The sequence below is a fragment of the Corynebacterium sp. CCUG 69979 genome (genome assembly GCF_024454095.1).
In the GTDB taxonomy this organism is placed as follows: domain Bacteria; phylum Actinomycetota; class Actinomycetes; order Mycobacteriales; family Mycobacteriaceae; genus Corynebacterium; species Corynebacterium genitalium.
In genome coordinates this window covers 120585-135335 of the sequence record NZ_JAGPZA010000003.1, presented here as the reverse complement: position 1 = coordinate 135335, position 14751 = coordinate 120585, and the positions used below count along the sequence as shown (strand labels likewise).

Here is a 14751-nt window from a genome sequence, read left to right as displayed (position 1 = left end):
CTAGCTGAGCTAGTTATCCCGGCACGTTAGCTGGCGAGTAGATGCGCTCGCCAGCTTTTTCTATCCCAGGACTCCGGCACCCATGGCGGCCTTCAAATCGCCCATGAGGCTGCCGGATCTTTCTACTCGCAGGTGGTCCCCCAAGATCATCAATTGGGACTGGTCACCGTTGACCAGGTTCAAGTAGACGTCCGAGTCACCCGGGTTATTCGACAGAACCTGCTTGAGTTTGCGGATGTTGTCCATCGTGCACTGCTCCGTCTTCAGAGTCAGGCGCAACGGTAGACCGGCACCGTTACCGGGGCCGAGCTCTGGGACTTTCACGTCGTCGCCGAATAGGCTCATGCGGTCGTCGCGGATGGACACGTGCGCCTTGACCAGTATGATGTTGTCTTCCACGATCTGCGGCGCCACCAGCGCGTAGACCTTGTTGAACAGTAGCACTTCGACCTGCGCACCGTGGTGGTCCTCGAGGGTGACGATGGCCCATGGGGAACCGTCCTTTTTCGAGTACCGCCGATCCACGCCGGAAATAATGCCGCCGATGGTCACTTCATCACCGTGGCGCATCTCTCCTTCTAGGATCTTCGGCAGCGGAGTGTCGGTCTGGGCGTCAATGGCTTCCTCGAAACCGTCGAGCGGGTGGCCCGAGACATACAAACCGAGCATTTCACGCTCGAGGGCGAGTTTGTGCTTCTTCTCCCACTCGTCGTCAGGCACCTCAATGGAAAACGCGTTCGTGGCCTCCTGGTCTCCCCCGAAGGCAGAAAACAGGTCGAACTGCCCCTTGTCGGCCGCCTTCTTCGTGGTCAGCACCGAATCCACAGCGTCGTCGGAAACCAACAGCAAACCCTTGCGCGGGTGATCCAATGAATCGAACGCGCCCGCCTTGATCAGCGACTCGGTGATGCGCTTGTTGCACGGCAGCAGATCGATCTTGTCCAGGTAATCGGAGAAGCTCGTGAAGGCGCCCTTGGTGCGGCGGGACTCCATGATGGACTCCACCACTTCTGCACCGACATTGCGGATCGCGGCAAGGCCGTAACGGATGTCCTTGTCCACAGCCATGAAGGTCTCTTCGGACTCGTTAATGTCCGGCGGGAGCACCGAGATGCCCAGGTGCCTGCAGTCAGCCAGGTAGATCGCGGACTTGTCCTTCTTGTCACCGACGGAGGTCAGCAGAGCGGCCATGTATTCCGCGGCGTAGTTCGCCTTCAGGTAGGCCGTCCAGTAAGACACGAGCGCGTAACCAGCGGCGTGGGACTTGTTGAACGCGTAGGACGCGAACGGCTCGATCGTGCCCCACAGAGCGTCGACAGCAGCCTTAGAGTAACCGTTGTCGAACATGCCCTGGGAAAACTTCTCGTATTCCTGGGCGAGCACCTCGGGCTTCTTCTTACCCATCGCCTTACGGAAGCCGTCTGCTTGGCCGGCGGTGTAGTTGGCCACCTTCTGGGAGATGTTCATGATCTGCTCTTGGTAAACGATCAGACCGTACGTCTCGTCGAGAATCTCCTTGAGCGGCTCCTCCAGCTCCGGGTGGATCGGAGTGATCGGCTTGCGGCCGTTCTTGCGGTCCGCGTAATCCCAGTGCGCGTTCACACCCATCGGGCCGGGACGGTAGAGCGCCAACGAGGCGACAATATCGTTGAAGCCGGTCGGCTTCATGCGCTTGAGCAGCTCCTGCATGCCGCCGCCGTCGAGCTGGAACACACCGAGTGTGTCACCACGGGACAGCAGCTCGTAGACCGCTTCATTGTCCGTGTCCAATGCCTCAAGATCAATGGTCTCGCCGCGGTTCTTCTCAATGTTCTCGATGGCGTCACCGATCACCGTGAGATTACGCAGCCCCAGGAAATCCATCTTCAGCAGACCGATGGCCTCACACGCGGGGTAGTCCCAGCCGGTGATCAGTGCGCCGTCTGCAGGCCTCTTCCACATCGGGATGTGGTCCATGAGCGGCACCGACGCCATAATCACGGCACACGCGTGCACGCCTGCTTGCCTGACGACGCCTTCCAGACCCCGTGCCGTCTCATAAATCTTCGCCACATCCGGGTCGGTCTCGATCATGGAACGGACCTCGGTGGCCTCGGAGTAGCGGTCGTGCTCCGGGTCGGTGATACCGGACAGCGGGATGTCCTTCGCCATGATCGCTGGCGGGAGTGCAGCGTTGATCCGGTCGGCCTTCTGGAAACCTTCCTGGCCGAAGTTGACCTTGGCGGAGTCCTTGATCGCCTGCTTCGTTTTCACCGTTCCGAAGGTGATCACCTGGGCGATCTTGTCCTCGCCCCAGTTCTCTGCGGCATAGGTGAGCATCTCGCCGCGGCGGCGGTCGTCGAAGTCAATATCGATATCGGGTGCGGACGGACGCTCAGGGTTCAAGAAACGCTCGAAGAGCAGGCCGTGCTCCATCGGATCGATATTGGTGATGGTCAGCGCGTACGCGACCAGGGAACCTGCTGCGGAACCACGGCCCGGACCAACACGGATACCGATGGAACGGGCGTGCTTGATCAGCTCGGCGACGATCAGGAAGTACGACGGGTAGCCCTTCATGTCGATGACGTCGATCTCGTAGTCGGCGCGGGTGCGGTAGTCCTCAGGCACCTCTTTACCCTCGAACCGCTCATCCAGGCCGCGGTGCACTTCCTTGCGCAGCCACGTCGTCGGGGTCTCCCCCTCCGGCACGGTGGCGATCGGCATGCGGTCGTGCGGGTGCTCCTCCCACAACTCGCCGTAGTCACCGACGCGCTCAGCGACCCAGAGAGTGTTGTCGCAGCCGTCGGGCACCATGTCGTCCCAGTCGTTGCGCATCTGCTCGGCGGACTTGATGTAGTAGCCGGTGCCGTCGAACTTGAACCGGTCCGGGTCCAGCAGCGTCTTACCGGTCTGCACACACAGCATCGCCTCGTGGGCGGGCGCCTGGGATTCCAGCACGTAGTGGCAGTCGTTGGTGACCAACGGCGGCAGGTCTAGAGCTTCGCCGATGCGCAGCAAATCCTCACGGACGCGGCGTTCAATGGTCAGCCCGTGGTCCATGAGCTCGAGGAAGTAGTTGTCCTTGCCGTAGATGTCCTGCCACATCGCGGCGGCCTCGAGCGCCTGGTCATACTGGCCCAGGCGCAGGCGCGTTTGCACGTCACCGGACGGGCACCCCGTCGTGGCGATAATGCCGTCGGCATGCTCGGCGATGAGCTCCGCATCCATACGCGGCCACTTACCTAGCTGACCTTCGTAAGATGCCAGCGAGCTCAAGCGGAACAGATTGCGCAACCCTGTCGCGTTCTCCGCCAACATGGTCTGGTGCAGGTACGCACCGGAGGCGGAAACGTCATCGCCCTTCTGGTCCGGAGTGCCCCACAGCACGCGCTTCTTATTGAAGCGCGACTCGGGTGCCATATAGGCCTCGATACCAATGATGGGCTTGATGCCCGCGTCTGTCATCCGGCGGTAAAACGCATTCGACCCGAACATGTTGCCGTGGTCGGTCATGCCGACTGCGGGCATGCCCTGGCGGGAGACCTCCTCCGCCAGCAGATCCACCTTGGCCATGCCGTCGAGCATGGAGAACTCGGTGTGGTTGTGCAGGTGGACAAAGGAGGATTTTTTGGCCATGAGGAGAGTCTACTCGTAGCGCAAAGCGTCGATCGGTTGCATCTTGGCAGCCTTGTTTGCCGGGTAGAAACCGAAGAAGACGCCGATACCCATTGAGAACAACAGCGAGAACACCACTGCCCCGATCGGTGGGAATGCCACCGGGCCGTAGGAGTCACCCTCGATGAAGCCGAGCAAGCCGCTCGACAACACGCCGATGAGGCCGCCGAGTAGCACGCCAATGATTCCACCGAGCAGACACACCATCACTGCCTCAACGATGAACTGGGTGCGGATGTCGCGGCGGGTCGCGCCGAGCGCCTTACGCACACCGATTTCCCGGGTGCGTTCGGTGACGGTGATGAGCATGACGTTCATCACGCCGATGCCGCCGACGAGCAGAGAAATACCACCGATGGAAGCGATCACCGTGCTAATGGCGCCAAAGATGGCTGTGAATCCCTCGAGGGACGACTCCATGTCGATGACTTGCGCTTCGGCGTTGTCATTGTGCGCGTACTGGCGGTCCATGTAGCTCTGCAGCTCGTTGCGGAACTCAGCCGGGTCCTCATCACCGGTGGTCTGCACGATGAACATGTTGACGCTTTCAATGGGTTCGGCGATCCGCTCGAGTGAGCTCAACGGGATATAGATCTGACCATAGGCCTGCATCTGACCGAAGCTATCGGCATTTTCTTCCTCGGCTTCGGCGACACCGATCACGGTGAACACCCCGGTGGAATCGCCTTCGATATCGATGCGCTCACCGAGGGCGGCGGCTGCGTCGCCGTCAAAGAATGCGTCGACAAGCTCCTGCGAAATCACCGCGACGGGACGCTCGGTATCAATGTCCTGTTGCGTCACTCCCCGACCGAATTCGACGTTGATGGCGCGAACGCCCAAGGAATCCGCAAGCACCGGATTGATATCGGCAGATGCTGTCTTCTCGCCGTATTTCGTCTCCGCAGGAACCATCTCGGAGATATCCACACCGATGACCCGCTCACCGAAATGCTCCCGGATCTCGCCGAGCTCGTCGATAGAAACCATGTCGGACTCATCATCGACCGGCATGTCCATGCCGCCGGAGAACTCATCTTCCGGCATCGCTTCTTCTTCGTCTGGAGTTTGGGCGATCATCACCACGTGCCGGGACGCGCCAATGTCTTCCAGACCACTCATCACCTGGTTCTGCAGGCCGCGGCCGAGCGTCATGATGATGATCACGGCCATGATGCCGATGATGATGCCCAGCAGGGTCAAAATGGAGCGCAGTTTATTCGTGCGCAGGCTGCTTGTGGCCAGGTTGATTGATTCACGCAGCTCCATGGGCACCTCCTGCGCGCACATCCACAACGTGGCCGTCCTTCATTTCCACAATCCGCTGCGTCTCTTCGGCTAGGTCTGGGTTGTGGGTAATGAAGACGATGGCTTTGCCGTAGTCCTGATTGAGACGGTGGAAAAGATCCATGACCATGCGTCCGGTTTGGGAGTCCAGGGCGCCCGTCGGTTCGTCCGCAAGCAGCAAATCCGGGTCGTTCGCCAGACTGCGCGCGATCGCCACGCGCTGCTTCTGACCACCGGAAAGCTCATTCGGTTCATGCGTGAGGCGGTCACCCATGCCGACAATCTCGAGCAGCTCTGCGGCGTGTTCTTCGCGCTCGCGCTTGCCGACGCCCGCGTACATCATCGGCATCGCAACGTTTTGCAGCGCATTGATGCGGCCGACCAAGTTGAAGTTCTGGAAGATGAAGCCGATGTTTTGGGAGCGGTACGTTGCCAGTTCCGTGTCGTTTTTCTGGAAGACATCTTCACCGTTGAAGGCGTAACCGCCGTGGGTGGGCTTATCCAGCATGCCGATGAGGTTCATCAGGGTCGATTTACCGCAACCGGACGGGCCCACAATGGAGACGAACTCACCCTGTTTGGTGTCGAAGTCGATGCCGTGAAGCACCGTGAGCTCGGTGTCTTTGCCCTCGTTGTACTTCTTGATGATGCCGCGCATGAAAATGAGTTGGTCAGGATCAATCTTGACCAGCTGCGGCTGGTCAGCTGCGGGAGTTTCCGTCACGGTGGTTACTCCTGCGCGGACTTATCGGCGGGTTTGTCACCGGACTTGTCAGCGGATGTGTCATCGGCGATGGTCACTTCTTCACCGATGCGATCGCGATAATCGTCCGGCCAAGCGATGACCGTGTCGCCCTCTTTCAGGTCTCCACCGGTGACAGCGATGTCGGTGTCGTTCTTCACCCCGGTTTCCACGGTGCGCTCTTCGATCTTGCCCGTGGTGGCGTCCTCGTTCTCGCGGGCGAGCACGAGCACCTTGTTGCCGTCGAACACAGCGTCGCGTGGGATGCTCAATCCATCCGGGCTTTCATCGGTGATGATCTCCACCCGCGCGGACGCTCCCAAGCGCAAGTCCTTGGTATCGCCAGTGACCTCAATCTCCACCGGGAAGGTGACACCGGTGTCCTTCTTGTCGCCGCCCTGGCCCTGCATCGCACGCGCGGCGGCTTCAGCGCCGGCTCCAGCGGGATCCCCGTCAGCCATAGGGGCGACACGGCGCACGCGGCCCTCAAACTCCTTGTCATCCGTCACCGGGGTGGTGAAGGTGACGCGGTTTCCTTCGCGCACATTGGCCACATCGGACTCGCGCACGTTGGCGCGGACGAGGAAGCGCGAGGTATCGGACACGGTCATCAGGCCACCCGCGGCCGGCGATCCCTCCTCCGCCTCGATCTTGGTCACCACGCCGTCCATGGGGGCGTAGATTTCCGGATCTGGCGTCTCGTATTCCTGGATGCTTTCTTCAGCCTGGGCCTGAGCCTGCTGCTGCATGAGCATTTCTTGTGTGGCCGGATCAGCTGCCGGATCGCCCATTCCTGGGCCAGGAACGCCCGGGGCGCCTGGGGCACCCGGAGCCCCCTGCGCGTCCATCATCTGCTGCTCAATGGCCTGCTGTGCTTCGCGCTGCCCCTGCTCGCGGCCTTGCGCGTGGGCTTCACCCAGCGCACGCTCGATCTCTTCCCTGCTCGGACCAGAGTTGCTCGGCTGTGCCGGCTGTCCCTGCGGGGGTGGAGGCGGAGCGCACGGTTTGCCGGGTTTCGGGTGGCCCGGCAGCAACGGTTTCAGGCAGTCCTCGATGGCACTGCCGGCATCCAAGAGGGTCTCGTGCAGGCTGCCCGCAGCATCCATTTCAAGTGCTTCCGCCCCAGCACCCTGGCTTTGCAGCTGCGGGCCGGCAGAGGTGTCCATGGTGACCAGGAGCTGGCCCTTTTTCACCTTGTCGCCCAGCTGCACGTGAATTTTCTCAACGGGTGCTGCCATAGCGGAGGAGATGCCGGCCTGCTTGATCGGTGCGACGGAACCGTCGACGACAATGCTGTTTACTACACCTTCCTTTGCGACGACCTGGTAGTCGCCGGAGCCGAGGTCACCGGAGGCGGCATCTCCCCCGCCGCCCATGCCGCAGGCCGAGACAAAAAATAGGGTCGAGGCAGCAGCCAGGGACGCTCCAGTTTTACGGGCGGTGCGGAAAGAAGACAATGTCATCTCCTGATCATCGATCAAACAGGGTCGCTTGGGCTTCAAGCTCTTCTTGACATTACACCGTCATCCTTATAATTCACCTCCGACAGTATCGACGGGGCGAATAGCGAAGGCCCCCCACACGGCATCGGGAGGAAGCGCCTCGACGGACCACACCCGCTCGTTGTCGGCGAGCTGGCGCAACGCATTGCCGGTGTCCCACACGACTACTCCGGCAAGGTCTTCTTCGGTTGCCACGGTGAAATTGTGCGCGCGGTCGCCCTCCCCGACAGGCAGCGGATGCGACTCGGGCGGCAGAATCGCGTTCACTCGACCAATGGGCTCCAAGACATCCGCGGCCTCTTCCGCGCTCAACGCCGGTGAGAACGTGACCAGGGCGAAGACACGCTCGTCGCCCGGAGCGCTGCGCATGCTTATCGACGCTCGCTGCGCATATTCCTGCGCACTCTCCCCCGCGTCTGGACCGAGCTGGTCGCCTTGGGGCGCCGGTTTAAATCCGGTACGGGTTCCCAACAGCCAGATCCCGGTGATGAGAACGACCGAGACAGCGAGCACCCCGATGACGGCGGTCAGTGCAGTGGGGAACTTTCTCATGCCCGCAGCACGTCCACTGCGTGCTGAAGGTCGGGTGGATAGGGTGACTCCACTTCCATCCACACACCGGTGCCGGGGTGGACGAAACCGAGTGCAGTGGCGTGCAACCACTGCCGGATCAGCCCCAGCCGCTTGCCCAAGTTCGGGTCGGAGCCGTACATCGGATCCCCCACGCAGGGGTGGCCCACCGAGGACATGTGGACGCGGATCTGATGCGTGCGTCCCGTTTCCAAGTGGACTTCCAGCAGGCTAGCTTCCCGGAACGCCTCGAGAACCTCGTAATGGGTGACTGAGTGACGCCCGTCTGCGGTGACGGCGAACTTCCACCCCGACGACGGGTGCCGGCCAATCGGCGCGTCGATCGTACCCACGATCGGATCGGGCAAACCCTGCACGACGGCGTGATAAGTCTTCTCCACCGTGCGCTCTTTGAACGCGCGCTTGAGCACCGAGTACCCCGGGATCGAGTTGGCCACGACCATGACACCAGAGGTACCCACGTCGAGCCGCTGCACAATGCCTTTACGCTCCGGCGGGCCTGCATCAGGCAACTGGTAGCCCATGGCTTGCAGCCCGCCCACCACCGTGGGGCCGTCCCAACCCAGCGTCGGGTGCGCGGCAACGCCGACGGGCTTGTCCACGACAATGACGTCATCATCGTCGTACAGCACCGTCAGACCTTCAACGATCTCCTCCTTCGGCATCGGCGCCTGCTTCGGCTCCGGCAAGGTCACCTCGAGGCTATGCCCGGTGGAGACGCGGTCGGATTTCGTTACGCGGGAGCCGTCGATAAGCACCTCGCCCGCTTCAATGAGCTCAGCCGCGACCGTGCGCGACAGACCGAATGCTTTGGCCACGGCGGCATCGACACGCATGCTGTCGAGCCCCTCTGGAACAACGAGCGAACGGTACCTACTCATTGCTGCTCCCGTCTTTGTCCTCATCGTTATCTTCATCGTTGTCTCCCAGGAACAAGGAGAGCACGAAGACCGCCACTCCAACGTTGATGGCGATGTCCGCGACGTTGAACACCGCGAAGCTGCCGATGGAGATGTAGTCCACCACGTGCCCGAACCAGAATCCCGGATCGCGGAACAGGCGGTCGATGAGGTTGCCCAGCGCGCCGCCGGCGATGAGCGCGATGCCCAGTGCCTCCCACTTATCACGGATCCGCGGGGCCACAAGGAGCGCGCCGACGACGAAGACGAGCTGGATCGTGGTGAAGATCCACGTGGAGTTCTGGCCCATGGAGAAGGCCGCGCCGGGGTTGAACAGCAGGTAAAGACGGAACCAGTCGCCGATCAGATACACCGCCTCACCCGGGGTGAGCACCGTGACCATGGTCTGTTTGAGGATTTGATCGATCACACCGACCGCGGCCATGACGCTCACGATGAGCGGAACATAAGGGCGGGTGCGGGTAGCTCGGCTTTCTGTGGTCATCGTCGCCTTACTGTAGTCGCTTGGCAGTGCGGTAGGTTCGATGTGTGAGATATCGGTTCTTGTCCCTGCTGCTTGCCGCATCGCTCGGGCTGAGCGCGTGCGCGAAAACCGACCCGATGGACGATGTCCCAGCCTTCGAGGTCGATACCGCCACCGTGACTCTGGAGGACCAGGGCGACGGTGAGAAGCGTCAGCTGGTGTATTCAGGCGGGGAGCAAACCACGACCGTTGAGGTTTCCTACGGCGTCGCTCAAGGCGCAGTAGCCACCGACAGCGTCGACCCCGAGGCCCCGGCCGGCGGTGACGTGGACAAGGTCACGCTGCCGTTGACTATCTACATCGCGGACGACGCCTCCGAGGCGAGGGTCGGTGAGCCGAAGCATTCGAACTTGGATGCCGGCACGGACGCCCTGACTGCGGAGGACTTCCGCATGCGGTGGCAGCACGACGTCCACGGCAATATCCAGGACATCAAGCTGCTTCCACCGGAGGGCAGCTCGGACGAAGGGCGCGCGATTGTTGAGAGTGCTCTGCTCCAGGTTCTTGCCGCCCAACCGGTGTTTCCCATTGAGCCCGTCGGCGAGGGAGCGACGTGGACTGTGCAAACGCGCACGATCGGCGGTGCCCACATGCTGCGCACAACGCGCTACACCGTGGACTCCCTCGATGGTGACACCGTCGTCCTGTCCCTCGACATCGAAGACGAGCCGACGGAGACAGAGCTCACCATCGACGACACCCAGGCCGGCGGCACGTTGACGGCTGACGAGTGGTCGACCACGTCCGACGCGACCATCACAGTGGACCTCACGAAACCGCTGCCCACGCAGGGCCAGAACGCCGCGACGACCCGCACCGTCTACACCGGCCCCAACCCCGATTTCAAAGTGGTCCAGGACGTGACCACCGCAACGACCTACAGGAAATAACATGCCTACCCCGCTGCACATCGGACTTGACGGAGTTTCCTTTTCCTACCCCGACGGCCACCGCGTACTCACCGATATCTCCTTTGCCGTGCCGTCCGGTTCTGTCACGGGACTGATCGGCGAGAACGGTTCCGGTAAGTCGACGTTGCTCTCCCTTATCGCCGGCGATAACAAGCCGACCGCAGGCACGATCATCACGCCGCCTGTGACGGGGCTCATCGCCCAAGAGACTTCACTGCCGTTCACGTCCCCCGCGTCGGAGCTTATCGACGCCGCCGTGGACGAACTCCGCGGCGTCGAGCGCGAGATCGGAGCCTTGTCGGAGCAAATGGCGGACAACCCCGCTGATGCCGGACTGGCGGAACGCTTCGATGTGGCTCTGACACGGGCGGAGAATTCCGGCGTGTGGGAGCTGGATGCCCGCATTGCCACCGTCCTTGCTGGTCTCGGCCTGGCCGGAGTAGATCTGGCGACCCCGCTCGGTGAAATGTCCGGCGGGCAGCGCCGCCGCTTCGCTTTGGCCACGTTGCTGCTGCGCCCGGTCGACGCGATGGTGCTCGATGAGCCGACCAACCACCTCGACGACGAAGCCGTCGACTTCCTCGTCGAAGAACTCACTTCCTTCAAGGGCCCAGTACTGGCCGCCGCCCACGACCGTTATTTCCTGGACACTGCCTGCGACAGCTTGGTGGATCTGGATCCGGGTCTGGGCCCCGAAGGCGGCATGGGCGAGGAAACGAAGCAGGGAGCGAAATTCTCCGGCTCGTTCTCCGACTACCTCGAGGCCCGGGAGAAGCGCCGCGCCCGCTGGGCCACCGACTACGCAGCTCAGGAACACGAGCGTGAGCGGCTGGAAAAGGCCGCCCACCAAACCGAGGACGACGTGTTCCACTCGCATGAAGCTAAGACGGAAACCCGCAAAGCCGCGAAGTACTACGCTGACAGGGCTGCGAAAACGGTGGGCAACCGACGAAAAGCAGCCGAATCGCGGCTGGAGAAACTCGAGCGCTACCAAATCCCGGCACCGCCGAAGCGGTTGCGCTTCCAGGGCCTGCCGGAGCACACCGCAACTTCGCTGGGCGTGCCGGCAGTAGTGACGAAGAATCTCTCCGTCCCGGACCGGCTCGCGCCGCTGAGCATCAAGATTCAGCCAGGCCAGCAGCTGCTTGTCGAAGGGCCGAACGGGTCGGGCAAGTCGACGCTGCTGAAAATCATCGACGGCGCACTCACCGATTACGACGGCGAGATCATCATGCCGGAAGAGATGACTGTCGCCCGCCTAGAACAGGACGATGACTGGACTGATCTGTCGCGCACCCCCGCCGACATTCTGCCGGGCATCGTCGAGATGGGGCTGATGACGCACGAGCAGGCCGCAAAACCTCTCGACGACCTCTCCCTGGGTCAGCGCCGCCGCGTCTCGCTGGGTTTGATTTTGTCCAACCCGCCGGACCTGCTGCTTCTCGACGAGCCAACCAACCACCTCTCCCTCGTCCTCGCCGAGGAACTCGAGGAGGCTTTACTGGACTTCGAGGGCACCGTCATCATGACCTCCCACGACCGGTGGGTGCGCCGCAACTGGCGCCGGCGCATCGAGCAAGAAGATGATCGCGCCACGATCCTCACCCTGTCCACGCTGTGGACAGAAGAGGTGTGGCGCGAAGAAGACCCGGAAGCCTAGGGCTTCCGCAGCCTAAGAGTTACAGGGCGGGTGCGCCCCCGGGAGCCGGGGCCGGCGCAGGTGCCGGAGCCGGGGCACCGCCGGGTGCCGGGGCCGGAGCGCCACCCGGTGCCGGTGCATCACCGGGAGCCGGTGCGGGTGCCGGTGCACCGCCCGGGGCAGGGGCCGGCGCGCCCTCGGGTGCAGGAGCCGGTGCGACACCCTCACCTTCCGGGGTTGCCTCACACATCTGCGGGACCTGCTCCGGGGCGACGGTGTTGCGGATCAGGATGCAAGCCCAGGACTGGGACAGCTTCCAGGCTCCGCCCTCGTAGATGAAGGACACGTTCTCGGCGACGGAGGGGCCCTGCTCCGGCTGGGTGAAGTTCACAGCTGCGAGAACCTCGTTCGGAGCGTAGCCGGGCAGAATCGGCTCAACGACCTGGAAGTCGGCACCGGACTCTTGCTTAGCCTTCGTCATGACGTCGAACAGCTCGACGGCGTTCTCGCCGCCCTGGACGGTGCGGGTGCGCTCCTCCATCGGCAGGTTCGGGTCGGTGGCGCGCGCCAAGATCTCGTTGAGCTGCGCGGCGGTGGGCATCTCAGCGGGAGCAGCCTGCTCGGTGGCCACGTTGGTTTCGGTGGCCTTAGCGGTCTCGTCTGCGCCGTTCTCCTCGTCGGAGCAGGCGGCCAGGCTCAGCGCCGCACCGAACGCGACGGTGGCGGCGACAAGTTTGCGTGCTTTCACTATCTCTCCATTCTGTTCCCTTAACCGAACCAACGTTACCGGTTGACTATGCCAGCTCCAATCGGCGCGCCTGTGGCAACCTTGGGATATGCGCACAATTTCCGTGATAGCCACCGGTGGGACGATCGCCTGCGTGCCGGATGAGACCGGCGCGCTCGTGCCCAAGCTGACCGCGGCGGATCTCATCGAGCGTGCCGCGCCGAACATCGAAGGCGTATGCCGCCCGGTGGATCTGCGGGCGGTGGACTCGTCGTCGATGACGTTGGAAGACGTGGACAGGCTCGTTGCGGAAGTGCACGCGCAGCTTGACGACGTCTCCGTGAGCGGCGTCGTCATCACCCACGGCACCGACTCTTTGGCCGACACGGCGATCGTGCTGGACATGTTCCACACCTCGGACAAGCCGCTTGTGGTCACGGGCGCAATGGGTGCCGACGATGGGCCGGGCAACCTGCGCCGAGCAATCGAGCTGGCTGCGCGGGATACCGTGGCGGGTGATGCCGAGGGTGTCACGGTGTGCGTGGGCGGCGTGCTCCCGGCGCGGGGGTTGTTCAAACAGGACACGGCGGCGATGATCCCGTTCGCGCTGAACCCGGCCACCCGCCCGCAACCAGTTCCCCCGGTGGCATTGGCTGGCGTGAACATCCCCATTGTGCGGGCGTGGCCTGGCGCTGGCGGTGAGCTCATCGACTACGCGGTGAACTCCGGCGTAAATGGCGCGGATGGCGCGGACGGCCTTGTGGTGGAAGCGCTCGGCGCCGGCAACGTCTCCGACGAGATGGGCGCGGCGATTGAAAGAGCACTGCGGACGATCCCGGTGGTGGTCACCACCTCGGTGCCGTTGGGCTCCGTCGAATTCGCCTACGGCGGGCCCGGTGGCGGCAGCACCTTAGGCGCGTTCGGCGCGATCCCGTCCGGGCCCCTGCGCGCAGGCCAAGCCAGGATGGCCTTGGCGGTCGCGCTGCGGGTGGGGTTGGACCCTACGAGCGTGCTGGGCTGAAAACCTGCCAACGCTTAAAAACAATCTCGAAAAGCAACTCGCCCCCTCACTCAACCGATGCTCCAGTGGCGAGTTTTCATATTTCGTCTCGAACACCACTTCGAACCTTCAACACCACCGCAAAACTACCCCTCAAGATCACCCCCATACTAAATTAGTTTTCTCAAGCTACTCTTTGTCGCGCACCAATCGTTTAACATCTTACATAGTTTGGTTTTTTCGACCAAACTAGTAGAGACCAGAAAGGGACCAGTGATGGTTATGTTTCCGTATCGCACATCTGCCACAGTGTTGGCAATAGGCTTGACCTTTACCACGGTGCTCGTTCCAATCGTTTCAGCCAGCACACCAACACCGGAGGTTGAAGCGCAGCACCCATACATGTCAGAAGCCCACGAGAGCGTGCTCAAAGTCAAAGATGCCAACGATACCGCCGCGGACCCGTCAGCAACAGCGGGGCTAGAAAACGGAGTGATCACAAATCTCGCGATTGCGGACGACACTCTGATTGCTGAAACAAGCTTCGGCGAAATTCGGGTATCCAACCCTGAGGGGGTGCACCTGGAACAGGTTAACTCCCAATACTCATCGAATGGCCAGGTTGTTTTGGAGCAATCAGACGAATACGTCGCCGGTTATCAGATCCTCCAGCCTGGTGAGCACAAAGCTGAATGGAATTTCGATTTGCCAGAGAACGTCAGCCTTGGTCAGGGAGAAGACGGTGCTATCGATTTGGTCTACACAGATCCATACGAAGGAACGATGAGGGTTCAGTCGTTCATTGAGCCGCCTACCGCCGTTTCAGTCGACGGGGATTTGCAAGATACTAGCTACCGTATCGAAGGGGACAATCTTCTACAGATCACGGAAAACGGAGCTTCCGAAGTGGTGGCAGATCCCAAGTTAACTTTTGGTCGGAATATTTACCTTAACCTTTGGGGATATGAGGCCGAAGGAGCGGGGAGAATGCTAGCAACTCTAGGGTTCGGGGCCCAGATCGCACTATGCACTGTCGATGACAAGATTCCTGGCATATACGGGAGAGCCGCCAAAGCGCTTTGCTACGCGGTCCCTGGAATGACGTTCGGGCACTTCAAACGCATCATAACCGCACCTTCTCGGTTCGACTTTCGCAGCTGCTACCAAATCCCGCTGGTAAATTCTCCACAGCGCAGGTGGGTTAAAGTGGACAAGAAGAACTGCAGTCAACCGTCAGCCTACCGATGAAAGA

12 protein-coding genes are annotated in these 14751 nt (G+C 61.8%); 4 read left to right on the top strand and 8 right to left on the bottom strand.

The features are described from left to right. Positions 1 to 60: 60 nt before the first annotated feature. The 7 genes from dnaE to lspA all read right to left on the bottom strand — a co-directional run bounded on the left by dnaE (position 61) and on the right by lspA (position 9183). Positions 61 to 3618: a DNA polymerase III subunit alpha gene (dnaE, locus tag KBX18_RS03440; RefSeq protein WP_255994812.1), complete on the bottom strand. Its 3558-nt coding sequence runs from the start codon at positions 3616 to 3618 to the stop codon at positions 61 to 63. A 9-nt stretch (positions 3619 to 3627) separates the two neighbouring features. Continuing rightward, positions 3628 to 4926: an ABC transporter permease gene (locus KBX18_RS03435; protein ID WP_255994811.1), complete on the bottom strand. Its 1299-nt coding sequence runs from the start codon at positions 4924 to 4926 to the stop codon at positions 3628 to 3630. Then, positions 4913 to 5602, bottom strand: a complete 690-nt coding sequence (locus KBX18_RS03430; RefSeq protein WP_255994850.1) for an ABC transporter ATP-binding protein — start codon at positions 5600 to 5602, stop codon at positions 4913 to 4915. Before KBX18_RS03430 ends, KBX18_RS03435 begins: the two co-directional genes overlap by 14 nt. A gap of 71 nt (positions 5603 to 5673) precedes the next feature. Further along, positions 5674 to 7149 (bottom strand): efflux RND transporter periplasmic adaptor subunit, encoded by a 1476-nt coding sequence (locus KBX18_RS03425; protein ID WP_255994810.1) that lies wholly within the window; start codon positions 7147 to 7149, stop codon positions 5674 to 5676. A 66-nt stretch (positions 7150 to 7215) separates the two neighbouring features. Continuing rightward, positions 7216 to 7740, bottom strand: a complete 525-nt coding sequence (locus KBX18_RS03420) for a hypothetical protein (RefSeq protein WP_255994809.1) — start codon at positions 7738 to 7740, stop codon at positions 7216 to 7218. Further along, a complete protein-coding gene (locus KBX18_RS03415) occupies positions 7737 to 8660 on the bottom strand; it encodes an RluA family pseudouridine synthase (protein ID WP_005289610.1) in 924 nt (307 codons plus the stop codon). Before KBX18_RS03415 ends, KBX18_RS03420 begins: the two co-directional genes overlap by 4 nt. Next, the gene (gene lspA / locus KBX18_RS03410; protein WP_255994808.1) at positions 8653 to 9183 is read right to left on the bottom strand and encodes a signal peptidase II; all 531 of its coding nucleotides are present in this window, start codon (positions 9181 to 9183) and stop codon (positions 8653 to 8655) included. The genes KBX18_RS03415 and lspA overlap by 8 nt, the downstream gene beginning before the upstream one ends. 44 nt (positions 9184 to 9227) lie before the next feature. Here lspA and KBX18_RS03405 point away from each other — a divergent pair, with 44 nt between their 5' ends. Beyond that, positions 9228 to 10112 (top strand): hypothetical protein, encoded by an 885-nt coding sequence (locus KBX18_RS03405; RefSeq protein WP_255994807.1) that lies wholly within the window; start codon positions 9228 to 9230, stop codon positions 10110 to 10112. A gap of 1 nt (position 10113) precedes the next feature. Next, positions 10114 to 11793, top strand: a complete 1680-nt coding sequence (locus KBX18_RS03400) for an ABC-F family ATP-binding cassette domain-containing protein (protein WP_255994806.1) — start codon at positions 10114 to 10116, stop codon at positions 11791 to 11793. 19 nt (positions 11794 to 11812) lie between these two features. On the opposite strand, the gene KBX18_RS03395 is transcribed toward KBX18_RS03400, so the two are convergent. Then, the gene (locus tag KBX18_RS03395; RefSeq protein ID WP_255994805.1) at positions 11813 to 12520 is read right to left on the bottom strand and encodes a hypothetical protein; all 708 of its coding nucleotides are present in this window, start codon (positions 12518 to 12520) and stop codon (positions 11813 to 11815) included. 88 nt (positions 12521 to 12608) lie between these two features. On the opposite strand from KBX18_RS03395, the gene KBX18_RS03390 reads away from it, so the two are divergent. Both KBX18_RS03390 and KBX18_RS03385 read left to right on the top strand, forming a co-directional pair. After that, complete coding sequence (locus KBX18_RS03390; RefSeq protein WP_255994804.1) at positions 12609 to 13520, top strand: asparaginase; 912 nt, start codon at positions 12609 to 12611, stop codon at positions 13518 to 13520. A 252-nt stretch (positions 13521 to 13772) separates the two neighbouring features. Continuing rightward, the gene (locus KBX18_RS03385; protein WP_156774819.1) at positions 13773 to 14747 is read left to right on the top strand and encodes a hypothetical protein; all 975 of its coding nucleotides are present in this window, start codon (positions 13773 to 13775) and stop codon (positions 14745 to 14747) included. The last annotated feature ends 4 nt before the right edge of the window (positions 14748 to 14751 follow it).

What these genes read in the sequence shown, in the direction of transcription:
- KBX18_RS03425 (WP_255994810.1), bottom strand. Translation starts at nt 7,149, where the DNA reads ATGACATTGTCTTCTTTCCGCACCGCCCGTAAAACTGGAGCGTCCCTG.
- KBX18_RS03435 (WP_255994811.1), bottom strand. Translation starts at nt 4,926, where the DNA reads ATGGAGCTGCGTGAATCAATCAACCTGGCCACAAGCAGCCTGCGCACG.
- KBX18_RS03415 (WP_005289610.1), bottom strand. Translation starts at nt 8,660, where the DNA reads ATGAGTAGGTACCGTTCGCTCGTTGTTCCAGAGGGGCTCGACAGCATG.
- KBX18_RS03390 (WP_255994804.1), top strand. Translation starts at nt 12,609, where the DNA reads ATGCGCACAATTTCCGTGATAGCCACCGGTGGGACGATCGCCTGCGTG.
- KBX18_RS03400 (WP_255994806.1), top strand. Translation starts at nt 10,114, where the DNA reads ATGCCTACCCCGCTGCACATCGGACTTGACGGAGTTTCCTTTTCCTAC.
- KBX18_RS03430 (WP_255994850.1), bottom strand. Translation starts at nt 5,602, where the DNA reads ATGCGCGGCATCATCAAGAAGTACAACGAGGGCAAAGACACCGAGCTC.
- lspA (WP_255994808.1), bottom strand. Translation starts at nt 9,183, where the DNA reads ATGACCACAGAAAGCCGAGCTACCCGCACCCGCCCTTATGTTCCGCTC.
- dnaE (WP_255994812.1), bottom strand. Translation starts at nt 3,618, where the DNA reads ATGGCCAAAAAATCCTCCTTTGTCCACCTGCACAACCACACCGAGTTC.
- KBX18_RS03420 (WP_255994809.1), bottom strand. Translation starts at nt 7,740, where the DNA reads ATGAGAAAGTTCCCCACTGCACTGACCGCCGTCATCGGGGTGCTCGCT.